The 24,588-nt window shown below is 48.0% G+C and carries 20 protein-coding genes; 5 read left to right on the forward strand and 15 right to left on the reverse strand.

Going from position 1 to position 24,588, the window contains the following annotated elements; translation table 11 throughout:
* Positions 1-100: 100 nt before the first annotated feature.
* Positions 101-622 (forward strand): DUF2529 domain-containing protein, encoded by a 522-nt coding sequence (locus OWN49_RS08155; RefSeq protein ID WP_077722977.1) that lies wholly within the window; start codon positions 101-103, stop codon positions 620-622.
* 47 nt (positions 623-669) lie between these two features.
* On the opposite strand, the gene pyrG is transcribed toward OWN49_RS08155, so the two are convergent.
* The 3 genes from pyrG to OWN49_RS08170 form a co-directional block, all read right to left on the reverse strand.
* Complete coding sequence (gene pyrG, locus OWN49_RS08160; protein ID WP_003151098.1) at positions 670-2,277, reverse strand: glutamine hydrolyzing CTP synthase; 1,608 nt, start codon at positions 2,275-2,277, stop codon at positions 670-672.
* A gap of 240 nt (positions 2,278-2,517) precedes the next feature.
* Entirely contained in the window at positions 2,518-3,045 is a 528-nt protein-coding gene (rpoE, locus tag OWN49_RS08165) for a DNA-directed RNA polymerase subunit delta (protein WP_015387570.1), read from the reverse strand.
* 227 nt (positions 3,046-3,272) lie between these two features.
* Positions 3,273-5,381: a (Fe-S)-binding protein gene (locus OWN49_RS08170; protein ID WP_077722978.1), complete on the reverse strand. Its 2,109-nt coding sequence runs from the start codon at positions 5,379-5,381 to the stop codon at positions 3,273-3,275.
* A gap of 138 nt (positions 5,382-5,519) precedes the next feature.
* Between OWN49_RS08170 and cls (OWN49_RS08175) the strand changes: the two genes are divergently transcribed.
* From cls (OWN49_RS08175) to OWN49_RS08185, 3 genes are all read left to right on the forward strand, one after another.
* Positions 5,520-6,719, forward strand: a complete 1,200-nt coding sequence (cls, locus tag OWN49_RS08175; RefSeq protein ID WP_077722979.1) for a cardiolipin synthase — start codon at positions 5,520-5,522, stop codon at positions 6,717-6,719.
* Positions 6,720-6,731: 12 nt separating this feature from the next.
* Positions 6,732-7,694 carry a UV DNA damage repair endonuclease UvsE gene (gene uvsE / locus OWN49_RS08180; protein WP_077722980.1) on the forward strand — a complete coding sequence of 321 codons (963 nt, stop codon included), beginning with the start codon at positions 6,732-6,734 and terminating at the stop codon, positions 7,692-7,694.
* A 68-nt stretch (positions 7,695-7,762) separates the two neighbouring features.
* Positions 7,763-8,035 carry a hypothetical protein gene (locus OWN49_RS08185; RefSeq protein WP_003151087.1) on the forward strand — a complete coding sequence of 91 codons (273 nt, stop codon included), beginning with the start codon at positions 7,763-7,765 and terminating at the stop codon, positions 8,033-8,035.
* A gap of 66 nt (positions 8,036-8,101) precedes the next feature.
* Here the strand turns inward: OWN49_RS08185 and OWN49_RS08190 are convergent, their stop codons facing one another.
* From OWN49_RS08190 to OWN49_RS08225, 8 genes are all read right to left on the reverse strand, one after another.
* The gene (locus tag OWN49_RS08190; RefSeq protein WP_017418722.1) at positions 8,102-9,829 is read right to left on the reverse strand and encodes an ABC transporter ATP-binding protein; all 1,728 of its coding nucleotides are present in this window, start codon (positions 9,827-9,829) and stop codon (positions 8,102-8,104) included.
* Positions 9,830-9,909: 80 nt separating this feature from the next.
* Complete coding sequence (gene cls, locus OWN49_RS08195) at positions 9,910-11,412, reverse strand: cardiolipin synthase (protein WP_103526563.1); 1,503 nt, start codon at positions 11,410-11,412, stop codon at positions 9,910-9,912.
* A gap of 96 nt (positions 11,413-11,508) precedes the next feature.
* Complete coding sequence (locus OWN49_RS08200) at positions 11,509-12,138, reverse strand: YitT family protein (RefSeq protein WP_017418720.1); 630 nt, start codon at positions 12,136-12,138, stop codon at positions 11,509-11,511.
* A gap of 138 nt (positions 12,139-12,276) precedes the next feature.
* The gene (gene narI, locus OWN49_RS08205; RefSeq protein ID WP_024085917.1) at positions 12,277-12,948 is read right to left on the reverse strand and encodes a respiratory nitrate reductase subunit gamma; all 672 of its coding nucleotides are present in this window, start codon (positions 12,946-12,948) and stop codon (positions 12,277-12,279) included.
* Complete coding sequence (gene narJ / locus OWN49_RS08210) at positions 12,945-13,502, reverse strand: nitrate reductase molybdenum cofactor assembly chaperone (RefSeq protein WP_044052817.1); 558 nt, start codon at positions 13,500-13,502, stop codon at positions 12,945-12,947. The genes narI and narJ overlap by 4 nt, the downstream gene beginning before the upstream one ends.
* Before the next feature lie 25 nt (positions 13,503-13,527).
* Positions 13,528-14,991: a nitrate reductase subunit beta gene (gene narH, locus OWN49_RS08215; RefSeq protein WP_176283586.1), complete on the reverse strand. Its 1,464-nt coding sequence runs from the start codon at positions 14,989-14,991 to the stop codon at positions 13,528-13,530.
* Positions 14,981-18,667: a nitrate reductase subunit alpha gene (locus tag OWN49_RS08220; RefSeq protein WP_176283587.1), complete on the reverse strand. Its 3,687-nt coding sequence runs from the start codon at positions 18,665-18,667 to the stop codon at positions 14,981-14,983. The genes narH and OWN49_RS08220 overlap by 11 nt, the downstream gene beginning before the upstream one ends.
* 175 nt (positions 18,668-18,842) lie before the next feature.
* Complete coding sequence (locus OWN49_RS08225; RefSeq protein WP_176283588.1) at positions 18,843-19,319, reverse strand: Crp/Fnr family transcriptional regulator; 477 nt, start codon at positions 19,317-19,319, stop codon at positions 18,843-18,845.
* A 142-nt stretch (positions 19,320-19,461) separates the two neighbouring features.
* Between OWN49_RS08225 and OWN49_RS08230 the strand changes: the two genes are divergently transcribed.
* Positions 19,462-20,181 (forward strand): YwiC-like family protein, encoded by a 720-nt coding sequence (locus OWN49_RS08230; RefSeq protein ID WP_146275722.1) that lies wholly within the window; start codon positions 19,462-19,464, stop codon positions 20,179-20,181.
* A 30-nt stretch (positions 20,182-20,211) separates the two neighbouring features.
* On the opposite strand, the gene OWN49_RS08235 is transcribed toward OWN49_RS08230, so the two are convergent.
* From OWN49_RS08235 to OWN49_RS08250, 4 genes are all read right to left on the reverse strand, one after another.
* The gene (locus tag OWN49_RS08235) at positions 20,212-20,928 is read right to left on the reverse strand and encodes a Crp/Fnr family transcriptional regulator (RefSeq protein WP_166705899.1); all 717 of its coding nucleotides are present in this window, start codon (positions 20,926-20,928) and stop codon (positions 20,212-20,214) included.
* A gap of 97 nt (positions 20,929-21,025) precedes the next feature.
* Positions 21,026-22,216, reverse strand: a complete 1,191-nt coding sequence (gene narK, locus OWN49_RS08240) for a nitrate transporter NarK (protein WP_044052814.1) — start codon at positions 22,214-22,216, stop codon at positions 21,026-21,028.
* Positions 22,217-22,350: 134 nt separating this feature from the next.
* Entirely contained in the window at positions 22,351-24,021 is a 1,671-nt protein-coding gene (gene argS, locus OWN49_RS08245; RefSeq protein WP_025853601.1) for an arginine--tRNA ligase, read from the reverse strand.
* Complete coding sequence (locus OWN49_RS08250; RefSeq protein WP_176283589.1) at positions 24,018-24,446, reverse strand: DUF1934 domain-containing protein; 429 nt, start codon at positions 24,444-24,446, stop codon at positions 24,018-24,020. Before OWN49_RS08250 ends, argS begins: the two co-directional genes overlap by 4 nt.
* Positions 24,447-24,588 lie beyond the last annotated feature (142 nt).

Genomic DNA, 24,588 nt, shown 5'->3' on the forward strand with positions numbered 1-24,588 from the left:
TCACATTTCCTTTAATTATAATAGTCTACTTTCCGACATTTTCTGAGCATTTTCTCTTTTGTTGTATACTGTTCTTGTATGTGTAAAGGAGGTTTCACTCATGTTAAAGATATTTACGACCCAGCTTGCAGGCATTTTTTCCCGCATTCAGGATAAGGAATCCGAAGCAATAGAAGACGGCGCGCGCCTGCTGGCGCAGGCAGCCGTCAGCGGTCATACCATTTATTTATACGGCGCAAATGAGATGCAGGGCATTTTGTGCGAGGCGGAACTCGGCTCAGAACCGATGCCTTCCGTCAAAGCGTTTCCGGATACAGCTGATTCGGTTACAGAAAGCGACAGGGTGCTGATGTTTTGTTCAGGTCCGGGCACAGCTGAAGAACAGGCGCTGGCTCAAAAGCTTTATGAAAAAGGGGTCGGCCTCGTTTGCGTATCTCCTGTCATCAAAGATCAAACCGGGATTGAGGAATTTTGTGATGTTCATATTGACAGCAAATTAAAAATGCCGCTTCTGCCCGATGAAGACGGGACAAGATACGGCTTTCCTTCATTAATGACAGGCCTGTATGTCTATCACGCGCTATCCTTTACGTTAAAGGAAATGATGCAGGAATATGCCTGATGCAGAAAAAAGACTTGCCGCTTTTAAAGGAGGCAAGTCTTTTTTTATTACTTCTGTTCTGCAGCTTGTACGGAAGCGCCGATAAAGTCTTTGAATAAAGGCTGAGGTCTTGTCGGTCTTGATTTGAACTCAGGGTGGAACTGGCAAGCGACATACCAAGGATGATCTTTCAGCTCGATGATTTCCACAAGACGGCCGTCAGGGCTTGTTCCTGAGAACACAAAACCGTTCTCTTCCATTTGCTGTCTGTATTCGTTGTTGAATTCATAACGGTGGCGGTGGCGTTCGTATACCACTTCATCCGCATACGCTTCGAAGGCTTTCGTGTCTTCCTGAAGCTTACAAGGGTACAGTCCGAGACGAAGCGTTCCTCCAAGATCCTCGACATCTTTTTGTTCTGGCAGAAGGTCGATGATCGGATAAGGAGTGGACGGATCGATCTCCGCAGAGTGAGCCCCTTCCAGACCTAATACGTTTCGCGCATATTCAATGGATGCAATCTGCATACCGAGGCAGATGCCGAAGAACGGAATTTTATTCTCACGCGCATACTTGGCGGCGATGATTTTCCCTTCTACGCCGCGATCCCCGAAACCGCCGGGCACGATGATTCCGTCTGTGCCGCCAGTCAGCTCTTGAATATTGCTTTCTGTCACTTCTTCGGCGTTAATCCATTTGATCTTCACATCAGCGTCAAACGCATAGCCCGCGTGGCGCAGTGATTCAACGACTGAAATGTAAGCGTCCTGAAGCTCGACGTATTTACCGACAAGGCTGATTGTAATGGTTTTAGACAAGTTTTTCACTTTCGTGACAAGGTCTTTCCATTCCGTCATATCCGGGTCTTTGCATTCTAATTTCATATGATCGCAGACAAGCTTATCGAGTCCCTGCTCCTGAAGGTTAAGCGGGATGGAGTAAAGGTTGTCCGCATCTTCGCACTCGATGACCGCTTTCGTGTCAATATCGCAGAAGAGCGCGATTTTATCTTTCATATCTTGAGAAATCGGCATTTCCGTGCGCACGACGATGATATTAGGCTGAATACCGAGGCTTCTCAGCTCTTTTACGCTGTGCTGCGTCGGTTTTGTTTTCAGCTCGCCCGCCGCTTTGATGTACGGAACAAGCGTACAGTGAATGTACATCACGTTTTCATGGCCGATGTCGCTTTTCATTTGACGGATGGCTTCAAGGAACGGAAGGGATTCGATGTCTCCCACTGTTCCGCCGATCTCAGTAATGACTACATCTGCGTTTGTTTCTTTGCCTGCACGGTACACACGGTCTTTCAGTTCATTTGTGATGTGCGGAATGACCTGAACCGTTCCGCCGAGGTAGTCCCCGCGGCGCTCTTTTTTCAATACGGCAGAATAGATTTTACCGGTCGTCACGTTGCTGAATCTGTTCAGATTAATGTCAATGAACCGCTCATAATGCCCTAAGTCAAGGTCAGTCTCAGCGCCGTCATCGGTAACGAATACCTCACCGTGCTGGTACGGGCTCATCGTTCCCGGGTCAACGTTGATATAAGGGTCAAATTTTTGGATGGTGACGCTCATGCCTCTGTTTTTCAAAAGGCGGCCAAGTGATGCTGCCACAATTCCTTTTCCGAGTGATGATACAACTCCCCCGGTTACAAAAATATATTTCGTCATTTCGTTTGCTCCTCTCTTCGGTCTGCGCTACATTCCTTAAAATGTGCCGTTTTATAGAAAATCATTTCACTAAAAACAAATGATGTGTAAAAGAATTTGGGAGATGAAAATAAGAAAGCTCCCTTTCAATTTCTTGAAAGGGAGCGTAGCACTCTTATGAATTCTCTTCTTTTTGAAGAGCCCAAAATACATACTACATAGTTCGACAATGAAAGTCAAGATCGTTTTGCTGATATAAAATCAGTCTTTGCGATCCTCTTCCTCATCATCATAATCTTCCTCATCTTCTTCAATCATCTCATCTTCAATCTCAAGCTCGTCGTCATCTTCTTCATCGATATCTTCGTCGTCAAAGCTGTCTGCGTCAAGGTCAATATCTTCTTCCATTTCATCGAGATCGATGTCATCTTCATCAACTTCCTCGAATTCATCAAGGTCGAGATCTTCCTCAACGGCTTTTTTCGCTTTTTTCTTTTTCGCTTTTACAGTCGGCTGTGTTTCTTCGTCCAGCTGATCGTACGGATACCAGCTGCGGAGCCCCCATGTCTGATCTGACAGAGCAATAAAGCGGCCGTCAATGTTGAGGTCTGTATAAAATTGGGCGATACGGTCGCCCAGTTCCTCTTTCGTAACACCGAGCAAGGAGATCATTTCATTCAGCAGCTCCTGGAACGGAACCGGTTTTTTATGTTCTGAGAAAATTTCGTGAGCGATTTCAACTAAAGCCATCTGCTTCAGCTGTTCCTGAGAATATTGTTTGATACTCAAGGTCGGACACTCCCTTTCTATTACTTATATGTATCTGTTTCTATCCTATAATAAGAACGAATTTGTATTGTTTTGTTCATAAACCATACCTCTCATTATAAACAAATTAAAACAGAATATGCTACCCTAAACAGCGTAATTTAAGAAATTTTAGAGCCGCCCCTTCATAAATCGGCTGATGTGCGAAAACAAAGCCGCCGGCATATGCGCCGGCGGCCCGCTTCTTTCTATAAAGACTCTTGTTTTTCGGCGCCGAATACAGACATGGCGAGCAATTCACTGACATCATAAGTGCCGATCGCGTCTTCGGCTTCTTTCGCTTTCGTCCCGTCACCGAGCATGGTCAGACAGTAAGGACATCCGGAGCTGATGACCGTCGGACTGACAGAAAGCGCCTGCTCAGTCCGGGCCGTGTTGATCCTCGCTCCCGTTTCTTCTTCCATCCACATGAGCCCTCCCCCGGCGCCGCAGCACATCCCGTTTTCGCGGCTGCGCTCCATTTCCTTCAATTGAACGCCCGGAATGGCTTTTAAGATCGCTCTCGGCGGCTCATACACTTCGTTGTATCTTCCTAAATAGCACGAGTCATGGAAGGTAATCGTTTCATTGACCGGGTGAAGCGGTTTTAGTTTCCCCTGTGACACAAGCTCGGCTAATAATTCAGTATGATGATAGACTTCGGCCCGGAATCCGAAATCAGGGTATTCATTTTTGAACATATTATAGGCGTGCGGATCAATTGTGACGATTTTTTTGATTCCGTGTTTTTCAAATTCGCCGATGTTGTGTTCCGCCAGCTCTTGGAACAGAAACTCGTTGCCCAAACGGCGCGGCGTATCGCCTGAGTTTTTTTCCTTATTGCCGAGAATCGCAAAGGATACGCCCGCTTCATTGAGCAGCTTTGCAAATGAGACGGCAATCTTTTGGCTCCTGTTGTCGTAGGAACCCATTGAGCCGACCCAAAACAAATAGTCGAACTCTTTGTCTTGTTTTTTCATTTCTTTCACTGTCGGAATCTCTGTATCAGCCTGCTCCCGCCAGTTCTCCCGCTCTTTCCGGTTTAAGCCCCACGGGTTTCCCTGTCTTTCAATGCTTGTCATGGCCCGCTGCGCGTCGCTGTCCATCTTCCCTTCCGTAAGCACAAGATAGCGGCGCAGATCGATAATTTTATCAACGTGTTCATTCATGACCGGACATTGATCTTCACAGTTGCGGCAAGTGGTGCACGCCCAAATCTCCTCTTCCGTGATGACCTCGCCGATTAAGCTCGGGTTGTAATCAATGGCTGCCGCCGCTTCACGCGATCCTCCCCCTGAGGAAGCCGCGGCGAGCTGATTCGCCTTCGTGTGCTGAAAAACGGGCGCGGGCACCCACGGAGATTTTGATGTCACGGCAGCGCCTTTTTCCGTCAAATGGTCTCTGAGCTTTAAAATGAGGTCCATCGGCGAGAGCATTTTGCCCGTACCGGAGGCCGGACACATATTTGTACAGCGGCCGCATTCGACGCAGGCGTAAAGGTCGACAAGCTGAGAGCGGCGGAAGTCTTCAATCTTTCCGACGCCGTAGCTTTCTTTCGTCTCATCGGTAAAATCGATTTTTTCCAGCTTTCCTTTTGAATCCAGCCTGCTGAGGAACACATTCGCCGGACCCGCAATTAAGTGCGCATGCTTTGATTGCGGCACGTACACTAAAAAGCTGAGCAAAAACAACAGATGAAGCCACCATGAAACATAAAATACGGCGGCGGCCGCCGGCGCTGAAAGACCCCCGAGCACAAACGCAATGGAGGAAGCGATCGGTTCCGTCCAAGACAGAGAATGATCGTGCCATAAAAGGTTCATGGCGTTCCCGAGAAGCACCGTCACCATCAGTCCTCCGATAAACAGCAGGACAAGCCCCGCTTTAAACCCGCGTTTCAATCTGACGAGTTTTTCAATGTAGCGCCGGTAAAACGCCCAGACTACGGCGATTAAAATCAGAAACGTAATGATTTCCTGAAAAAAGGTAAACGCCGGATAAAGCGGGCCGAACGGCAGATGCCGGTCAGGAAGCAGCCCTTTCAGAATAAAATCAATTGCGCCGAACTGAACGAGTATAAAACCGTAAAAAAACAGAACGTGGATGATTCCGCTCTTTTTATCTTTCAGCAATTTTTTCTGTCCGAACACATTCACCCATATCTTATGAAGACGTTCTTTCAGGCGTTTATCAAATTCTTCCCTTTGGCCGAGCTTAATATAAGCGATCCTCGTTCTGATCAGGTAAATGAATAAATAAACGGCGTAAGCGTTTACAGCTGAAAACAGCAGCGCGTTTACCATGAGAAATGCGTTCATCTTGTCTCCCCCTTTGTTCTGATTCCCCTCTTCATTGTCATATCTTTACTTTATCATAAATAATGAATGAGTGTTCAGTCAATAATTAAATTCACATTCTCAGGGCACACTACGGATACTTCGGAAAGGAGCGTCGGTATGAAGGTCATTTTTGTGTTGCTTGTCATTTTTATCATATTGATCGCACTTATGCTGTTTGATATGCTGCTTGGCCGGGCGGCGTACAAAAAACAGGCGTATGAGCCCGTTTTTGACCCGAAAAAGAGTAATATCACACTCATTCACTGCGGCAGCGAGCTTGTGCAGCAGATGACGGCTGATATCCGCCAAGCCGTCTCTTCTATTCATATGATGTTTTTTATTATGAAGAACGACCAAGTCAGCCATGAGATGTTTGATTTATTGAAAGAAAAGGCCCGGGCCGGCGTCTCCGTATATCTGCTGCTCGATTGGGCGGGCAGCCGCCAAGTGAAAAAGCCTTCCATTCAAACGATGAAAAAAGCCGGCGTTCACGTTCATTTTCTAAATAAACCGGCATTTCCGTTTCTTTTTTTCAGGCTGCAAAAACGGAATCACCGGAAAGTGACCGTCATTGACGGCAAAATCGGCTATGTCGGCGGCTTTAATATCGCTGAAGAGTACCTCGGCAAAAAAGCGAAGTTCGGAAACTGGGAGGATTATCACCTGCGGATGACCGGCGAAGGCACGGCGGATCTTCAGACTCTTTTTGTAAGCGACCTGAAACGAAATACCGGAAAAACACCCGAATCACCCGGGGTTTATCCGGCATTATCCGAAGGGGATATCTCTCATAGGACATATGCATCTGACGGTTTTTCGCTTGAATCGCATTATGAAAACTGCATCCGTAAGGCGGAGAAAAAAATCATCATCGGCACGCCTTATTATGTACCGAGCAAAAAGCTTCAGGAAGCGCTTATTTCAGCCTGCCGAAAAGGCGTCAAAGTCATCTTGATCGTTCCGATGAAATCAGATCACCCGCTCGTTCGGGAAACAGCTTTTGCCTATTATCCCGAGCTTCTGAAGGCCGGCTGCCTCATCTATCGGTATTATCAAGGCTTTTATCATGTTAAAGCCTTCATTATAGATGACCGCATCAGCATTATCGGCACGCCGAATTTTGATAAACGGAGCCTGTTCTGGAATGAAGAGGTGAATGTCATCATTCATGATGAAGACTTTACAAAGGAAGTGCTTTCAACCATAAAGCAGGACATCGAAAAATCCGAGCTTCTCACATTAGAAAAAGTGAAACAGCGCTCCGTCAGACAGCTTCCTGCAGAATGGCTGGGAAAGGCCATATCTTACTTTTTATAAAGGAGAAACCATATGCTGTTCAGATTCGGATTCGTCGCAAACGCCATGTGCCTTTGGGACGCGTCCCCCGCCAAAACCTTAACATATGCGCGCTATACCAAGCTTTCCCGCAGTGAGCGGAAAGACGCCCTGCTTTCTGTGACGAAAGCAAATCTTACCAATACGCTGCGCACCCTCCACTATGCGGTCGGCCACGGCATCCCTTTGTACAGGTTCTCAAGCTCAATTGTGCCGCTCGCCACGCACCCGGATGTAATGTGGGATTTTGTCACGCCGTTTCGCCAGGAGTTTCGTGAGATCGGCGGGCTGGTCAGAAAATATGACCTCAGAACGAGCTTTCATCCGAACCAATTCACGCTTTTTACAAGCCCGAAACGGGAGATTACCGCAAATGCGGTCAAGGATATGGCCTATCATTATGACATGCTGGACGCAATGGGCATCGCGGACCGTTCCGTCATCAACATCCATGTCGGAGGCGCTTACGGTGACAAACAAAGCGCGCTTGGCCGTTTCCGCGTGAATCTGAAAGAACTTCCCGATGTCATCAAACAGCGGATGACTTTAGAAAACGATGATAAAACATATACGTCCGAGGAAACACTCAGTGTATGTGAGCAAGAAGGCATTCCGTTTGTGTTTGATTATCACCATTTTTACGCCAATCCGACAGATGACGCTGATTTAGATGACATTCTTCCGCGGATGATCAAAACATGGCAGCGGATCGGCTTAAAGCCGAAGGTCCATCTCTCCTCGCCAAAATCAGAATCAGCCGTACGCAGTCATGCGGACTATGTGGATGCGAATTTTATTCTGCCGGTGCTGGAGCGGTTCAGACAATGGGATACGGACATCGATTTTATGATTGAGGCGAAAGAGAAAGACCGGGCGCTGCTCCGGCTCGTCGAAGAATTAAGCGCCATCCGCGGAGTTAAACGCCTGGCGGGCGGAGTGCTGAGGTGGAAGGTATAACCAGGTTTATCACCCGTTCATATGGGGAATTTCCGAAATAACAGACCATCAGACGGAGGAGAAAACACATGAAAAACATTACATCTTTGAAAATAGCCGCTAAGAAGTTCACTTTAAGAAACATGCTTCAGCTTTATCAGCTTTGCCACACGGGAGGCCACGAGCTGTATATCTACTCTAAAAAAACAATGTGCAAAATCAAAGATATCATTGAGCTGGAAACGTTCAGAATGGCTCATAAAGAACAAGAATATTTAATTGTAGTGGAAGGAAAGAAAGCGGTGCAGCTTGTTGACCGTTTCAAACATATCATCGAACCTGCGCAAAAAGAAGCCCATTAAATACGGACTACATAAAAAAGGATAGACAGGAGGCTGCCCGGCCCCCGCTCGTCTATCCTTTTTCCATTATTCATGTATCAGCTCGCCGAATTGGGCCTGATGGAGTCTCTGGTACATGCCGCCGGATGCCAGCAGTTCCTTATGATGACCTTGTTCAGCGATGCCTTCTTTCGTGACGACGACGATCCTGTCCGCATCCTTAATCGTAGCCAGCCGATGGGCGATCACAAGCGTTGTGCGTCCTTCAGACAGCTCTTGCAGCGATTTTTGAATGGCGGCTTCCGTTTCTGTATCGAGGGCTGATGTAGCCTCGTCTAAAATTAAGATCGACGGGTTTTTCAAAAACATTCTGGCGATGGAAAGCCGCTGCTTCTGCCCGCCTGACAGCTTCACGCCGCGCTCGCCGATCACCGTGTTTAAACCGTCGGGATACCCGTTTACCAAATCCTCTAAATGTGCCTGGCGGACGGCCTGCCGGATTTCTTCCTCAGACGCATCGAGCCGCCCATAAGCAATGTTTTCCCGCAATGTGCCGGAAAACAGAAAGACATCCTGCTGGACGACGCCGATTTGTCCGCGCAATGATGACAGCGTCATGTCCTTAATATCGATTCCGTCGATGGAAATCACGCCTTCAGACGGCTCATAAAAGCGCGGCAGCAGACTTGTCAGCGTTGATTTCCCCGCTCCCGAAGGCCCGACGAATGCGACTGTCTCCCCGGCATGAATGGACAAATTGATTCCCGACAGAACCGGGCTGTTTTCTTCGTAACCGAATGACACACCATCATAACGGATATTCCCTTTTAAACCGGACACATGTCTCGCGTTCGGGGCGTCCTTGATATCAGGCTCCGTTTCCATTATTTCTATAAAGCTTTTAAAACCGGCTATGCCTCTCGGATACAGCTCAATAATCGCGTTGATTTTATCAATCGGACGGAACAGAACGTTCGTCAGCAGCACAAAAGCGACGAATTCTCCGTAAGATAACGATCCGCGGATCACGAACCATGTCCCGCACAACAGGACGAACAGCGTGACGAATCTTGTCAGCATGTAACTGATCGAGCCGTTTTTCGCCATGATTTTATATGACGTCAGCTTTGTTTTGCGGAAACGCTGATTGTTCACGTCAAACCGCTGCGTTTCAAACGCTTCATTGCTGAAAGCCTGAACAAGACGAATGCCGCCGATATTGTTTTCGACCCTCGCGCTGAAGTCTCCGACGTCTTTGTTCAGTTTTGTAAACGCAGAGGTCATTTTTTTATTAAAATACAAAGCAAGCCAAATGACGACCGGCATAATAATAAAGGTCAACAGCGCGAGCTGCCAGTTAATGAACAGCATCACACCGAACGCGCCCAAAATCGTCATGACCGCGATAAACAGGTCTTCAGGCCCGTGGTGGGCGGTTTCTCCGATATACATCAAATCATTGGTGAGCTTGGACATTAAACTGCCCGTTTTGTTGTTATCGTAAAATTTGAACGAAAGCTTTTGCAGATGGTCAAAAAGCTTTTTCCGCATATCGGTTTCAATGTTAATGCCGAGCATATGGCCCCAATACGTCACAACATACTGAAGCGCCGAGCTGAGGGCGTAGACTCCGAATAAAGCAGCGGAAGTCAAAATAATCAGACGCCAATCCCGCCCCGGGAGCAATGTATCGATAAAGTAATTTACAATCAGAGGAAAACTCAGCTCCATCAATCCGCCGGCGATGGCAGAAAAGAAGTCGAGAAAAAACAGCTTTTTGTACGGTTTATAATAAGAAAAAAATTGTCGCAGCACGATTCCGTCCTCCTTGTGCCTCGTTCCTAATGATAATATTTCTCAATTATACTATACACAAGGAGTTTTAAAAGCGTTTTTTATAAAACGCCGGAAAATAACCGCGCGAAGGATTCCTTCGTTCTTTCCCATAATGTGCGCTTATAGAAACGGACGGGGCTGATTTTCTCAGACTCTCTCATATCCTCCAGATAATGCGCTTCAAGATCTTTGATCGCCTTTTGATCTGTAAAAAAGACATTAACCTCAAAGTTCAGCTGAAAGCTTCTCATGTCCATGTTCGCCGTCCCGACAGAGGCGAGGTTTCCGTCAGTGATGAGCACCTTTTGATGCATAAAGCCTTTTTGATAGGAATAGACTTCGATTCCTTCGCGAAGAAGCTCGGGGAAATACGATCTCGTCGCGTACTGGGTTAAAAATCCGTCATTGGTTTCCGGCACCATGACTCGCACCCGGACGCCTCTGGCAGCAGCCTCCTTTAGCGCTGTGCGGATCGGCTCATTCGGCACGAAATAAGGCGTCGCGATCCATACAGATGATTCGGCCGCCGCTATCATGGCATAATACAGATCGCTCATCCGTTCCTTCATATCGGGGCCCGTCGGAACGACTTGATAGACGCCGCCGCTTTCTGCAGGGACCGGGCAGCTGTATGCTTTCTGATCAATCAGCACCTCATCCGAAACGTATTCCCAATCAAGCATAAAAATGCTGTGGAGCGTCTGAACGATTTCTCCTTCGACTTTCATATGGGTGTCCCGCCAAAAACCGACACTTTGGTCTTTGCCGATATACTCCTTGCCGACATTCAGCCCGCCGACAAAACCGGTTTTCCCGTCAACGATGACGATCTTGCGGTGATTTCTGAAATTGAATTTTTGGTTGAAAAAACCGTATTTCAGCGGCAGAAACGGGACGATGTTCACGCCCGCGCGTTTCAGTTTTTTAATGTCTTTTCCGGCCAGCTTCAGGCTGCCGGCCGCGTCGAACAAAAACCGCACTTCAACACCTTGACGCGCTTTTTCCATCATAATCTCCATCATCTTGTGCCCGAGCATGTCTGATTTGAACATGTAATACTCAATATGTATAAATGATGCTGCCGACCGGAGCGCTTCAAACAGCTCCGGAAATGTTTCGTCCCCGTTTTTGAGCACCTTCAGCCTGCTTTTTGTATTGATATTCATATGAGACGCCTTGATTGAATATTGAAAGAAACGCTTCTGATTTCCTTTCAGCCCGGACAGATCGGGAGTCTGTTCCATATCAAATATCGTTCTCAGCTTTTCCCGGTTGTATGTCCGTTTCGACCTGAACAGCTTGCCTTTTTCATAAAGCTGGCCGGAAAAAAGGTAAAATAAGTACCCGGCGATCGGAAAAAACACAAGAATATGAATCCATAACAGCGTGTGCTGCGAGGTGCGGTTTTCAAGAATTAACGAATAGATGCTGAACAAAATAATGCTTGCATAGCAAAGCAACCCTCCGTAAAACTCAAGCCTGGAAACCGGAAAAAACCATATGACATATGCTCCGATAAGCATCATATATAAAAAGCAAAATTCCAGTCTCCTTTTCAGCATCCCGACTCTCTCCCATCTGATCCGATAACTCTGTATACCCTCTGTCTTCCGGCCTGTAAACATATGAAAAAGCCTCTCCGCACGAGCCGGAAAGGCTTATGATGACACTTCCTGTGACTGGCCGGGTGTGATGTTCTGAAGCAATGCCGGATTGAGCGAGCAGCTGCCTTTGATTTTATTTTTGAAGATGCCGATGATCAGACCGGTGACCGCAATCGACACTAAGGAGAAGAGCCCTTTCAGCAATCCGACGGAGAAAATGCCGGCCAGCACGACGCCAAAATCGAAGAGGAAATTAACGGCACCCGGATTCCATCCGCAGCGCTTTTGCAGAAATAAAGCGAGGATATTGGCGCCGCCGAGCGATGCCTGATGATAAAACATGAGCGACAGGCCGAACCCGATCAGCGCCCCGCCGCAAACCGCCCCGGCAAGCGGTGAAACAGAGACCGGCGGCAGCCAGTGATCCGCGCCGGTAAACAGAGTCAGCACTGTGACTGCAAAAACGGTGGATAGAGTGAATTTGATTCCCATTCTGATGAGAGAAAATATATAAAACGGGATATTGATCAGAAAGAAGATAATCGCAAACGAGGAATGAAACAAGTACGACAGGCTTAGTGACAGTCCCGCTGTGCCGCCGGTTAATACATGAGAATGTCTGAGTGTCAGGACGCCGGCGCTTGTCATCAGACAGGCGGCTAAAATGAGGAAAATCCGCTTCATTCTTCACTCTCCTTTTGTTGATATTATTTCCACATAAAACATAACAGGAATCACCGCCGCCCAGCCATTACCTTGGCAGAAAATATCTTATGTTTTTATTTTTTCACCATAAAAAATCCCCCTCTTGCAGGGGGATTTTTACGTGCGTTTCCGATAGACAACATAGCTGCGGGTCAAATACTTGAGGGGCAGGCTGAACACGTGAACCAATCTTGTAAACGGCCAGAGGATAAAAACGACGTACCCTATGATGATATGAAACTTAAACCATAGCGGGACACTCTCCATCAAAGAAGCGTCAGGCCGGAACAAAACAATTTCCCTGAACCACGGCCCGACTGTTGCCCTGTAATCAAATCCTTTCGAGTCAATGTTGAGAAACGTGGCCGCAACGCCCGACAGCATCATGAACAGCAGCAGAATAAGCGTCAGGATATCCGATGGCGAGCTGGTTTTGCGGATTCTTTTGTCAAACAGCCTTCTGTATGTCAGGATCACTAGTCCGGCACAAGCCGCGATCCCCGCCGGCAGGCCTGCGCCGATCGCCATTTTGTGATACGTATGCTCTGAAATGCCAAGTGCAGTATACACGCCTTCCGGGATCAGAATTCCCATGACATGTCCGCCGACAACGAACAGCAGTCCCCAGTGAAAAAGTGTGCTGCCCGCCGCAAGTTTTTTCTTTTCTAACAGCTCGCTTGATTTCGCCGTCCAGCCAAACTGGTCATGCTGATAGCGGTAAATATGCCCGCCGATAAAGATCGTCAATACCATGTACGGCATAATCCCCCACAGGATCTGCCCGCTCATGCCTGAACAGCCCCTTCTTCAGTGCTTTCACGTACACCGATGCTTTCCAGCGCGGCCTGCAGCACGTGCAGCAGCTCAGCATAGAGGCTGTCATTTTTTTCGAGGCGGGAAGCCAGCTCCCTCACATTGGACAGGTATTTCTCAAACACGCTTCTCGCCGCTTCAATTTCTGCGACCGCGGCGAATTCCAGCATAAGCGGCAGATAATCAGGCAGCTCTTTCTCTGTCGGCAGGAAACCGGATTGCTGGTAGGTGTTTTTTAAATGCAGCAGTTCAATTCCGCGCTCCCTTTGCTCGCCTGAGTTAAAGTAGGTGACGTACATATTCGTTTTTTTCCCGAAGTCGAACGTATACACATAGTGTTCAATCAGCGCTTGCGGAGAAAAGCCGGCTGCCGCCTCTAAAAAGTGCAGCAGTTTCTCACGGATTTGCTGATTGGTGACGTCATGGATAAGAGCCTTCCAATCGGGAAGCCCGGCTCTCCACTCTTCATCCGGATAAGAGAGAAGAATGGAAAGAGCGGAGAATGTGATTTGCCGGTCTGTGGTGTTCATCTTGTTTCACCTCATTTATCAAAAGTTAGAAACAAGAGCCGGGGCCGCCTGAAAATGACAAACCGCAGCTTCCTTGTTCAGCGTATAAATCAGACACTTCTTCTCGATGGCTGCTCGGGATCACAAAGCGGTCATCATATTTGGCGATCGCCAGCAGCCGATACATGTCTTCAATTTGCTGTTCTGTTAAACCGACACCGGAGATCAGTGCCGCGTCGATGGATTTATTCGTCTGGACCGCCCTCATATACTGACGCATGACGGACATTTTCTTTAACGTTGACCGAATATGATCCGTATCACCGGCCGTTAATAACTGGGCCAAATAGTCAATCGGAATTCTCATTTGGTCGATAGCCGGGAAAATATCTTCCGCCGTTTGCCGGCTGCCTTTTCCTTCAAAGAGATTCATAATCGGGCTGAGCGGCGGAATGTACCAAACCATCGGCAGCGTACGGTACTCAGGGTGAAGCGGAAGCGCAATCTTCCAATCGATGATCATTTTATAGATCGGCGATTGCTGCGCGGCCTCTATCCATTCAGCCGGGATGCCTTGTTCTTTTGCCAATTTGGCAATCTCAGGATCATTCGGATCAAGAAAAATGTCCAGTTGGGAATGGTAGAGATCCTTTTCATTTTCAACGGAGGCCGCTTCCTCCACTTTATCCGCGTCGTACAGCATGACGCCGAGATAGCGGATTCTGCCCACACACGTTTCGGAGCAGATGGTCGGCAGCCCCGCCTCCAAGCGCGGAAAGCAGAGTGTGCATTTTTCCGCTTTGTTCGTCTGCCAGTTAAAATAGACTTTTTTATAAGGACAGGATGAGACGCAATATCTCCATGAACGGCACGCGTTTTGATCAACGAGTACGATGCCGTCTTCCTCACGTTTGTACATGGCGCCGGACGGGCAGGATGACACGCATGCCGGATTGATGCAGTGCTCACAAATACGGGGCAGATACATCATAAAGACCTCATCGAATTCTGTTTTGATCGATTCCTCCATTTTTTGAACGTTTGGATCTTCAAGCCCTGTAATATGGCCGCCCGCGAGATCATCCTCCCAGTTCGGGCCCCATTCGATATTCATAAAATCACCCGTCAAGGACGATTTCGGCCGCGCCACCGGCTGGTGCTTTTTCTGCGGACTGTTTGTTAATGTTTCATAATCATAGTTCCAAGGTTCATAGTAATCATCAATCGTCGGCTGATTCGGATTATAGAAAAGGCCTGCAAGCCGGTTTGTTTTCGGGCCTGATTTCAATTCAAGCTTTCCTTTTTTCAACGTCCAGCCGCCTTTATATTTGTCCTGGTCCTCCCATTGCTTCGGGTAGCCGATGCCGGGCTTTGTTTCTACATTATTAAAATACATATATTCCGCACCGGAACGATTTGTCCACGTGTTTTTGCAGGTGACACTGCACGTGTGGCAGCCGATGCATTTATCCAAGTTCATGACCATCCCGATCTGCGCTTTAATCTTCAAGCCAATCGACCTCCTTCAGCTTGCGGATGACGACATTCAGATCGCGCTGATTCCCCGTCGGACCGTAATAGTTAAAGCCGTAACTGAGCTGTGCGTAGCCCCCGATCATCTGGGTCGGCTTGACGTGAATCCTTGTCGGGCTGTTATGGGTGCCTCCGCGGTTATTCGTCAGTTTTGTGCCGGGCACGTTGATGTGGCGGTCCTGGGCATGGTGCATAAACGCCATTCCTTTAGGAATCCGGTGAGACAAAACCGCTCTCGCCACGACAACGCCGTTTCGGTTGAAGCATTCAATCCAATCGTTGTCTTTGATATCCGTGTCCTCTGCGTCATCTTTATTCATCCACACGGTTGGTCCGCCGCGGAACAGCGTCAGCATTGGCAGAGAATCAAAATACATGCTGTGGACAGACCATTTATTATGCGGCGTCAAATAATTGAGGACGATTTCTTTTCCCTCTTGATCAGGCCGCTTGCTTAGAAACGGGCGATGCTGGAGGATCGGTTTGAATGTCGACATCGTTTCACCGAATTCCATCATCAGTTCATGATCGACATAATAGGATTGTCTGCCGGTCAGTGTCCGCCACGGGATTAATTTTTCCACATTCGTCGTAAACGGCGAGTACCTGCGCCCTCCTTTTTCTGAGCCGGTAAAGGCCGGAGACGTGATGACCGTTTTCGGCTGGGCTGTAATTTGCTCGAACGTAAAGCATTCTTCCTCGCGTTCTTCCGCCAGGTCTTTCAGCTTCAGGTTTGTGATGTTTTCAAGCGATTCCCATGCTTTCACGGCGACCTTTCCATTCGACGTGGATGACAGGGTTAAAATCGCTTCTGCCGCCTGTTTCGCTTCACTGATATTCGGACATCCCTTTGCGAGGCTGTCCGAGGTGATTTCTCCAAGTCTCTTTTTGAGTGATTCATATTCATCGGCGATAGACCAGCTCATCCCTTTTGTTCCGCTCGGTTTTAAAGCCGTATGAGGGCCGAGCGCGGTCATTTTATGAAAAATGTGTTTGTAATCCCGTTCAACGACATGGATGTTCGGCATCGTTTTTCCCGGAATGGCTTCACATTCGCCCTTGCTCCAGTCATTGATTTTTCCGAACGGCTGGGCCAATTCCTGCATCGTGTCGTGGAGGAGCGGCGTCGCGACTACCTCTTTCACCGGCTCCATCTCGACTTCTTCCGCCAGATCGGAAACGGCTTTTGACAGCGCCTTAAAAATATCCCAGTCTGACCTCGATTCCCACGGCGCCGAGATCGCCGGAGCAAAAGGATGAATAAACGGGTGCATATCCGTGCTGCTGAGGTCGTGTTTTTCATACCATGTCGCCGCCGGCAGCACGATATCGGAATACAGCGCCGTACCGGCCATTCGAAAGTCGAGATTGATTAACAAGTCGAGCTTGCCTTCCGGCGCCTGTTCCCGCCATTTGATTTCTTCAGGGCGGATGCTGTCGCTGTCGTCATTCATCAGACCGTTTGTCGTCCCCAGCAGATGCTTGAGAAAATATTCATGCCCTTTTCCTGAGCTTGAGATCAGATTTGCCCGCCATACAAAGAGATTCCTTGGGAAATTCACTTCATTGTCCGGGTCTTCAATCGCGAATTTCAGTTTTTTCTCCTGAAGCTGTGAGGCCACGTACGCACCTACGTCTTCAGGTGTCGCCGCCCCCGCTTTTTCAGCTTCTTTGTACAGATCAATGCCGTTTTGATTGAATGTCGGGTAGGACGGCAGCCACCCTAATCGCGCCGCCAGCACATTGTAATCGGCGTGATGCTTGTAGCGGGATGACGCGGCGATCGGTGAAGCCAAGTCACTGATCGGCTGGTCTTCATAACGCCACTGGTCTGTCGCAAAGTAAAAAAATGAGGTGCCGTTTTGCAGTTTAGGCACGCCTTCCCAGTCCTTTGCGGTTGCAATCGTCTGCCACCCTTCAGCAGGACGGAGCTTTTCCTGCCCCACGTAATGGGCCCAGCCTCCGCCGTTTACGCCTTGGGCGCCGACGAGTAAAACAAGATTTAACACCGCACGGTAAATCGTGTCGGAGTTGAACCAGTGGTTGATTCCCGCCCCTACGATAATCATCGATCTGCCGTCTGTATCGATCGCATTTTGAGCAAACTCCCTGGCAATCTGTATAACGGCTTCTCTTTTAATTCCCGTGATCTGTTCCTGCCAGGCAGGTGTGAACGGACGGGGATCATCATAAGATGCGGCTGATTGTCCGCCGATGCCCCGGTTCACGCCGTAGTTTGCCAATATCAAGTCAAACACGGTCGTGACGTACGTCTCTTCACCATTCAGATCCAATTTTTTAATAGGAAGATTCCGCTCAAGCACTTTGTTTCCGTCATTTGAAAAATACGGAATGCGCACCGTGCCGATTTCGTCCTCTATTCCGAGCACGGAGAGACGGGGCTCGATCTGTTCCCCGGTGTCTTCGTCGATCATGTGCAGATTCCATTTCTGCTGCCCGTCCCAGCGGGAGCCCATTGTTCCTTGCGGTATGGCAAACGCACCTGTCTGTTCATTCCAGACCGCCGGCTTCCACTGATCATGCTTTGTCTGCCGCCCGATGTCTTTCGCATGCAAAAACCGCCCCGCAGTATACACGCCCTTCTCTTTTGACAGAGTGACGAAGAATGGAAAATCGGTGTATTGCTTCGCGTACTCAATAAAACGTTCAGTTTCTTGGTTCACGTAAAATTCCTGCATAATGACGTGCCCCATCGCCATCGCCAGGGCTCCGTCAGTCCCCTGGCGGATGCTCAGCCAGTCATCCGCAAACTTTGAGGACTCCGCAAAATCGGGACTGATTGAAATGACCTTGGCGCCTTTATAGCGGGCTTCCGCCAGAAAATGCGCATCAGGCGTTCTCGTTAGCGGAACGTTGGAGCCCCATGTGATGATATAGCCTGAATTGTACCAATCACTGCTTTCCGGAACGTCCGTCTGGTCACCCCAAATTTGCGGGGATGCCGGCGGGAGATCCGCATACCAGTCATAAAAACTGAGCATTGGGCCGCCGATTAAAGACATGAATCGCGAACCTGATGCGTGGCTGATCATGGACATCGCCGGGATCGGAGAAAAACCGACATTCCGGTCAGGCCCGTATTTCATCACTGTATACAGCAGAGAGGCTGAAATCAGCTTCAGCACTTCCGGCCATTCCGCGCGGACAAAGCCGCCTTTCCCTCTTGCCTGTTTATAGGACTTCGCTTTTTCAGGGTTTTCAACGATCGATTTCCAGGCATCCAGCGGATTTTGATGCGTCTGCAATGCTTCCCGCCACAAATTGATCAGCACACCGCGCACATATGGATATTTCACACGGAGCGGGCTGTAGATGTACCATGAAAAACTGGCCCCCCGCGGACAGCCTCTCGGTTCGAAATCAGGCATATCCGGGCCTGTTGATGGATAATTCAAGTTTTGTCCTTCCCACGTGACAATTCCGTTTTTCACATAAATATTCCAGCTGCAAGAACCCGTGCAGTTGACGCCGTGGGTGGAGCGAACGACTTTGTCGTACTGCCATCTGTTTCTGTATACATTCTCCCAATCACGATCTTCGCTTGTCGTTTGGCTATGATGATTTGAATGATGTTCGATAGGAGAAAAATAGTTTAATCTCCTGAGCAACGGACTCATTTTCTTTTTCTTCATGATCGTTCACTCCTTCCGAGTCAGGTGATGCTATGTACACTATAAACAGAGACGGCGCATCACCTTGTGAACTATGTCACACACTCTGCTTTTTTCACAAAACGTTCACACAGAGCAGCAGGAAGGATTTTCAAACGATATAGGGACGCCCGCGTCATCAAAAAACCGGTTCTGTTTAAGAACCGGGTTCGGCGTTTTCATCCCGTGATGTATACAGATACCGCAAAAACAACTGATAGGAACAGAAGACATTTTGCTGAAGCATCGCCAAAAAGTTCATTTGCAGCCGCGGATGGTAAGACATCATTTGCTTAAATACGGAATATGGAATATGGAGTACCAGAATATCCGTTGAGGCATTGACTGAGATAAAAGGCGATAAAGAGAGCCCGCCTTTTTCATCAATCGGAAACACATCGCCTTTTTCCCACAGCGCAACGGTTTGTGACCCTTCAGGGAGCCTGCTGTCCGTAAAACGGATATTGCCTTTCAATACAATATAAACGGATTGTGAATGAAGAAAGGATGGAGATTGGTCAGATGAGCCGCGGATAAACGTCCCGTTTTTCAGCAAGGTTTCGACAATGGACAGAGGCACTTCATTAAACATAGGAAGTTGTTTCAGAAATAATAAATAGTCACACTGATTCATAGGAAAGCCTCCTGTGCTATTGATATCTTTAGTGTAGCCCGATTGAGCCCGCGCGGCAGTGATGTATTTCACAGCTTGTATGATAAAGGTCACTTATCAGGAGAGTGTTTGCACTTATAATGAAATAAAAAGGAGGGTTTCGATGAAGGCGATGATTCCGAAGCAGCACGGCGCATGGGCGATGCTGCTGATTCCATTTTTACTCGGCATGGTCAAGGGAGGCCCGGTTTTCTGGCATATTCCGCTCTTTCTGGGCTGGCTGTTCCTTTACTTGACGGTTTATCCCGTTTCGCTCGCTTTGAAAAAGAAACAGCTTCAGCCCTATCAAAAGTGGATATGGTATTACGGTTTTCCGGCCTGCTGCTTTTTGATCATTTCTGTCTTTCATAAGCCGCAGCTCGTCTGGATCGGCGTTTTTTTATTGCCGCTGTTTCTCATACATACGCATTATGCCCGCCGAAAAAACGAACGGGCGCTTACGAATGATATTGCGGGTGTTCTGTTCTTTTGTTCGGGCGGACTTGCGAGCTGCTGGCTGGGAACGGGAATCCTTGACGGCTGGGCTTGGTTTCTATTCTTGCAATCCGCTTTATTTTTTGTCGGGAGTTCTTTTTATGTGAAATCGGTCATACGGGAGAGAAAAAACAGAAGGTTTGCTTACTGGTCGTGGGGATATCACCTCTTGCTCCCCTTTTTATCGGCTCTTCTCGGGGCAGGCTGGGCGTTTCTCGCTTTTATCCCAAGCAGTCTGCGGGCCTGGTTTTTTCACGGAAGAGACTGGCCGGTGAAAACGATCGGCATTCTGGAAATCCTAAATGCCGGCTTCTTTTTCGCCGTCATGTGTATATGTATCACAAGCTGAAAAACAAGGACATCGGCTGCCCTTGTTTTTTCAGTCAATATTGCAGATCTCAAGCGGACAATTTTCACACTCGATCTCGCATCGTAAATAGTCCCGCTTGTGCAAAATAATTTTTCCGGTTTCGTCTATCGAAATAACCCCTTGTTTGCGGAGGTCTCCCAGCATGCGGTTGACGCTCTCCCTTGCCGCCGCGCAAAACTTAGCCAAATCCTGATTTGTCAGCACAATGTTAATCAGAATCCCGTCACTTCGTTCCACCCCGTAGCTGTTTGATAAGCGGATAAGGGTGGAATAGAGCGCCCCTTTTTTGCCGTGAAGAAGCAGATCCCTGATCTTAGACTGGATTTTTCGCAGATGGGTGCTCATCCATTTCATAAATTCAAACGTCAAAACACCGTTTTGGATCAATTCCTTTTCCAGCCTGTTTTTATTAATGACGAGCACCTCCCCGTCCTCTAACACTTTCGCACTGAGCATATATCTCGGCTCATCTGTGAATAGCGTCAATTCCCCGATAATATCGTGTTTCTGGCAGATTCTAAGTGTCAGGTCTTTTCCGTCAGACGTCAGCTTGCCGATTTCAATGAGTCCTGATTGAATCAGATAAAGCTCTTCTGCATCCATTCCTTCTTGAAACAAATACGTGTGTTTTTTCATTTTCCTTTTCGTACTGATCGATTCCAGCAATTCATGCAGTTCGCGGGAAAGAAGTTCTTTATCAGATTTTCGGACAGAGAGAATATTCATGAGCTCACCTCGAAGAAAGTCACGTTGCGTATGTATATTGTAACGTGACTTGATTTGCACTCGCCCAGAAAAAATTAACAATCTTGTGAATGGATCATTATGAATCAAGGCTATGACTGTTTCTCTCCGTATGTGTTTTCATTCTTTCCTGCCAATACATCCAGATCACAAGGACAAAGCTGGCTAACGCAACCTCTGAAAGCGCCATAAACCCGATCGCGTATTGACCCGTTGCCTGAAATACACTTGCCAGAATCAGCGGAGGGAAAAAACCGCCCAGTCCGCCCATGGCAGACACAATACCGTTGGCAATCCCCGCTTGCTTCGAAAAATAGAAAGGCACCAGTTTAAATACCGTCCCGTTTCCAATCCCTGAGCAGACTGCCACCGTCAGCGATCCGAACGCATAAAGGCCGATCGCCGGGGAGAATGACAGCATGACGCCTGACAGCGTAAGCCCTGCGAAAACGAACATCAGAATGCGGAGCGGGCTCAGTTTATCTGCAAGAAACCCTCCCACAGGCCTGAGCAGCGTAGAGACCGCAATAAAGCCGGCCGTCCGCAGACCGGCGTCCGCAGGGCTCAGCCCAAAATGCTCAACCAAAAAATTCGGAAGATAGATGGTAAAGGCGACAAAGGCGCCGAACGTAATAAAATAAAACAGGCTCAACATCCACAGCACATGATTTCGGTAAACGGCTTTCATTTGTGTCTTTATGGAAACTTTGACTTTCTTCTCATGCCGGTCGCCGAACAAAACGTGCAGTAATGCGAAAACAGCCAGCAAAACAAGATACATCTGCACGGTTGCTTTCCATCCCGCGGCTTGAGCGATAACCGGCGCCGCAAAGGTAGTAACGGCGGTCCCGATGTTTCCGGCACCGTAAATCCCATTTACGACACCGTGCTTTTCTTTCGGATAATATTTCGGGAGGGACGTCACTCCGATGGAGAATACCGCTCCGCCGATCCCTAAGAAAAAGCCGCCCGCAATTAAATCAAATAAAGAATCCGCGATACTGATCCAAAATACGGGAAACAAAAGCAGGATGAAGCTGATCATAAACATCAGCCGCGCGCCATACCTGTTCGTTAAATATCCTAAAGGAATACGGAGAAGCGATCCGAGAATCACGGGAATCGCCGTCACCAATGAAATCTCGCCTTTGCTTAAATGAATATCTGATGTCATTTGAGAAATGAGCGATGAAATCAGCACCCACACCATAAACCCTGCCACTAAGCTTAATGACTGCAGCGATAATTGAATATGTTGACGATTGATCATTCGGCTTGCCCCTTTCACTGATTCAATATCAGTCTTATCATACAAAAACTCAGTGTGCGGGATTGTGAATTACATCACACGCTTTATATGCAAAAAAAAGAACAAAGCCCGAAGACTTTGTCCTTTGATCATCATTACATTTTTTCCGGAGCGGATACGCCGATCAGCTGAAGCGCATTGTTCAGCGTAATTTGCGTCGCCTTCATTAAAGCGAGACGCGCGCGGCTCTTCTCTTTATTTTCCGGATCGATGACTTTCTCCGCATTGTAGAAGCTGTGCAGAGCGGAAGCCAGATCATAAATATAGTTTGTGACACGGTGAGGAATGCGTTTTTCCGCCGCTTCTGCCACTGCTTCAGGGAAGCCGCCGATTGTTTTCAGCAGGTCATATTCTTTTTCTGATTGAATATGGCTGAAATCAAGATCTGCCGCCGGTTTAAGTCCCTGCTCCTCCCCTTGGCGAAGCATGCTGCAAATACGTGCGTGTGCGTATTGCGCATAATACACAGGGTTTTCATTAGATGTTGATACGGCAAGATCCAAGTCAAAATCCATATGCGTATCAGCGCTGCGCATCGCGAAGAAATAACGGACCGCGTCAAGGCCGACCTCTTCAATCAGGTCGCGCATCGTTACGGCTTTCCCCGTACGTTTGCTCATCTTCATTTTTTCGCCGTTTTTGTATAAATGAACGAGCTGAATGATCTCAACTTCCAATGTGCCTTTCTTGTAACCGAGCGCTTCAATCGCCGCTTTCATACGCGGAATATACCCGTGATGATCCGCGCCCCATACATTGATGAGCTTGTCGAATCCGCGGTCAAGTTTGTCTTTATGGTATGCGATATCCGGCAGCAGATAAGTGTATGAGCCGTCTTTTTTGATCAGCACACGGTCTTTATCGTCGCCGAACGTTGTGGAGCGGAACCATGTCGCGCCGTCCTCTTCGTATACATGGCCCTTTTCGCGAAGCGTCTCGAGCGCCTGATCAATTTTTCCGTTTTCGTACAGTGACGTTTCAGAATACCATACGTCAAACGGCACGCGGAAATTTTCCAGGTCGGAGCGAAGTTTATCAAGCTCGTACTTTAAGCCGTATTCACGGAAAAACGCCTGACGTTCGCTCTCCTCTTCATGTACGAAACGGTCACCGAAATCTTCGGCAAGTTTTTTCCCGATGGCGATAATATCCTCGCCGCGGTAACCGTCTTCCGGCATCGGTTTCTCGAGGCCGAGCGCTTCAAAATAACGGACTTCAACGGAAAGCGCCAGGTTGTTAATCTGGTTGCCCGCATCATTAATATAGTATTCGCGGCTCACATCATAGCCCGCTTTAGAAAGCACGCTGCACAGCGCGTCACCTACCGCCGCGCCGCGCGCATGGCCTAAGTGAAGATCTCCCGTCGGGTTGGCCGATACGAATTCGACCTGAATCTTTTCGCCTTGTCCGATGTTTGTCTCTCCGTAATGTTCACCCGCTTCAAGCACGGACGGAATCAGTTTTGTTAAGTAGCTGTTGTTCATGTAAAAGTTGATAAAGCCGGGTCCCGCAATATCCATCTTTTCAATGGAAGCTTTGCCTTTATCAAATGACGCCACGATCTCCTCAGCGATTTGGCGCGGCGCTTTTTTTGCGATTCTCGCCAGCTGCATCGCCATGTTTGTGGAATAATCACCGTGTGTTTTGTCTTTCGGCGTTTCTAACAGTACGCTTGGAATCTGGCTTTCGTCCGCCAGGCCCGCTTTCAGAACGGCCGCTTTGATCTCTTCCTTCAGCACGTCCTTCATTTGTTCCGCAATATTCATGCCTTTGTTTCCTCCTTATATTGGATCGTCATGTTATGTACATGTTCTTGGTTTTCGCCTACAGTCATGTTATATGTCAGTTTGACGGAGCCTTCCGAACTGCCGACATCAGATTGAATGTTTTTCGTTTCCGTACGGAGCTCCATTTGTCCGAACGGCAGTTTATATTGAGTGAGTGTCGATGCCCCCGGAATGAACCGCTGTTTCATTTGGATGGCGCCCGATCTCATTACGAGAATCTCTTTTTCTGTGATCTTGACGACCGTTTTAATCTTGCCCAAATCATGCTCTTCGTGATAGGAAAGATACGTTTTGCCGTTTCTCACGTAATAGAATCCACTCGATGTAAATTCAACCGACTCTTCTTCAGAGCCGTTATGAATGAATGATTGCACATGAATGGCTACTGGTGTCTCCTGTCTCATGCTGACACTTCCTTTTCATCATCCCGCTTAACCTGAATAGTATAAGTTTTCAAGGGAAAAAGTTCAACCGCTTCCTCCTATCTTACCATCTTTGCTGATTGGTTTTGAAGATAAACATGATTTTTAAGGAAAATGAAAAAAC

The sequence above is a fragment of the Bacillus sp. NEAU-242-2 genome (assembly GCF_027853835.1).
GTDB lineage: Bacteria > Bacillota > Bacilli > Bacillales > Bacillaceae > Bacillus > Bacillus velezensis.

Excerpts from the sequence above, each read along its gene's own strand:
- OWN49_RS08155 (WP_077722977.1), top strand. The coding sequence starts at position 101 with ATGTTAAAGATATTTACGACCCAGCTTGCAGGCATTTTTTCCCGCATT.
- pyrG (WP_003151098.1), bottom strand. The coding sequence starts at position 2,277 with ATGACGAAATATATTTTTGTAACCGGGGGAGTTGTATCATCACTCGGA.
- OWN49_RS08170 (WP_077722978.1), bottom strand. The coding sequence starts at position 5,381 with ATGAACGCATTTCTCATGGTAAACGCGCTGCTGTTTTCAGCTGTAAAC.
- cls (WP_077722979.1), top strand. The coding sequence starts at position 5,520 with ATGAAGGTCATTTTTGTGTTGCTTGTCATTTTTATCATATTGATCGCA.
- uvsE (WP_077722980.1), top strand. The coding sequence starts at position 6,732 with ATGCTGTTCAGATTCGGATTCGTCGCAAACGCCATGTGCCTTTGGGAC.
- OWN49_RS08185 (WP_003151087.1), top strand. The coding sequence starts at position 7,763 with ATGAAAAACATTACATCTTTGAAAATAGCCGCTAAGAAGTTCACTTTA.
- cls (WP_103526563.1), bottom strand. The coding sequence starts at position 11,412 with ATGCTGAAAAGGAGACTGGAATTTTGCTTTTTATATATGATGCTTATC.
- OWN49_RS08200 (WP_017418720.1), bottom strand. The coding sequence starts at position 12,138 with ATGAAGCGGATTTTCCTCATTTTAGCCGCCTGTCTGATGACAAGCGCC.
- narI (WP_024085917.1), bottom strand. The coding sequence starts at position 12,948 with ATGAGCGGGCAGATCCTGTGGGGGATTATGCCGTACATGGTATTGACG.
- narJ (WP_044052817.1), bottom strand. The coding sequence starts at position 13,502 with ATGAACACCACAGACCGGCAAATCACATTCTCCGCTCTTTCCATTCTT.
- OWN49_RS08220 (WP_176283587.1), bottom strand. The coding sequence starts at position 18,667 with ATGAAGAAAAAGAAAATGAGTCCGTTGCTCAGGAGATTAAACTATTTT.
- OWN49_RS08225 (WP_176283588.1), bottom strand. The coding sequence starts at position 19,319 with ATGAATCAGTGTGACTATTTATTATTTCTGAAACAACTTCCTATGTTT.
- OWN49_RS08230 (WP_146275722.1), top strand. The coding sequence starts at position 19,462 with ATGAAGGCGATGATTCCGAAGCAGCACGGCGCATGGGCGATGCTGCTG.
- OWN49_RS08235 (WP_166705899.1), bottom strand. The coding sequence starts at position 20,928 with ATGAATATTCTCTCTGTCCGAAAATCTGATAAAGAACTTCTTTCCCGC.
- narK (WP_044052814.1), bottom strand. The coding sequence starts at position 22,216 with ATGATCAATCGTCAACATATTCAATTATCGCTGCAGTCATTAAGCTTA.
- argS (WP_025853601.1), bottom strand. The coding sequence starts at position 24,021 with ATGAATATTGCGGAACAAATGAAGGACGTGCTGAAGGAAGAGATCAAA.
- OWN49_RS08250 (WP_176283589.1), bottom strand. The coding sequence starts at position 24,446 with ATGAGACAGGAGACACCAGTAGCCATTCATGTGCAATCATTCATTCAT.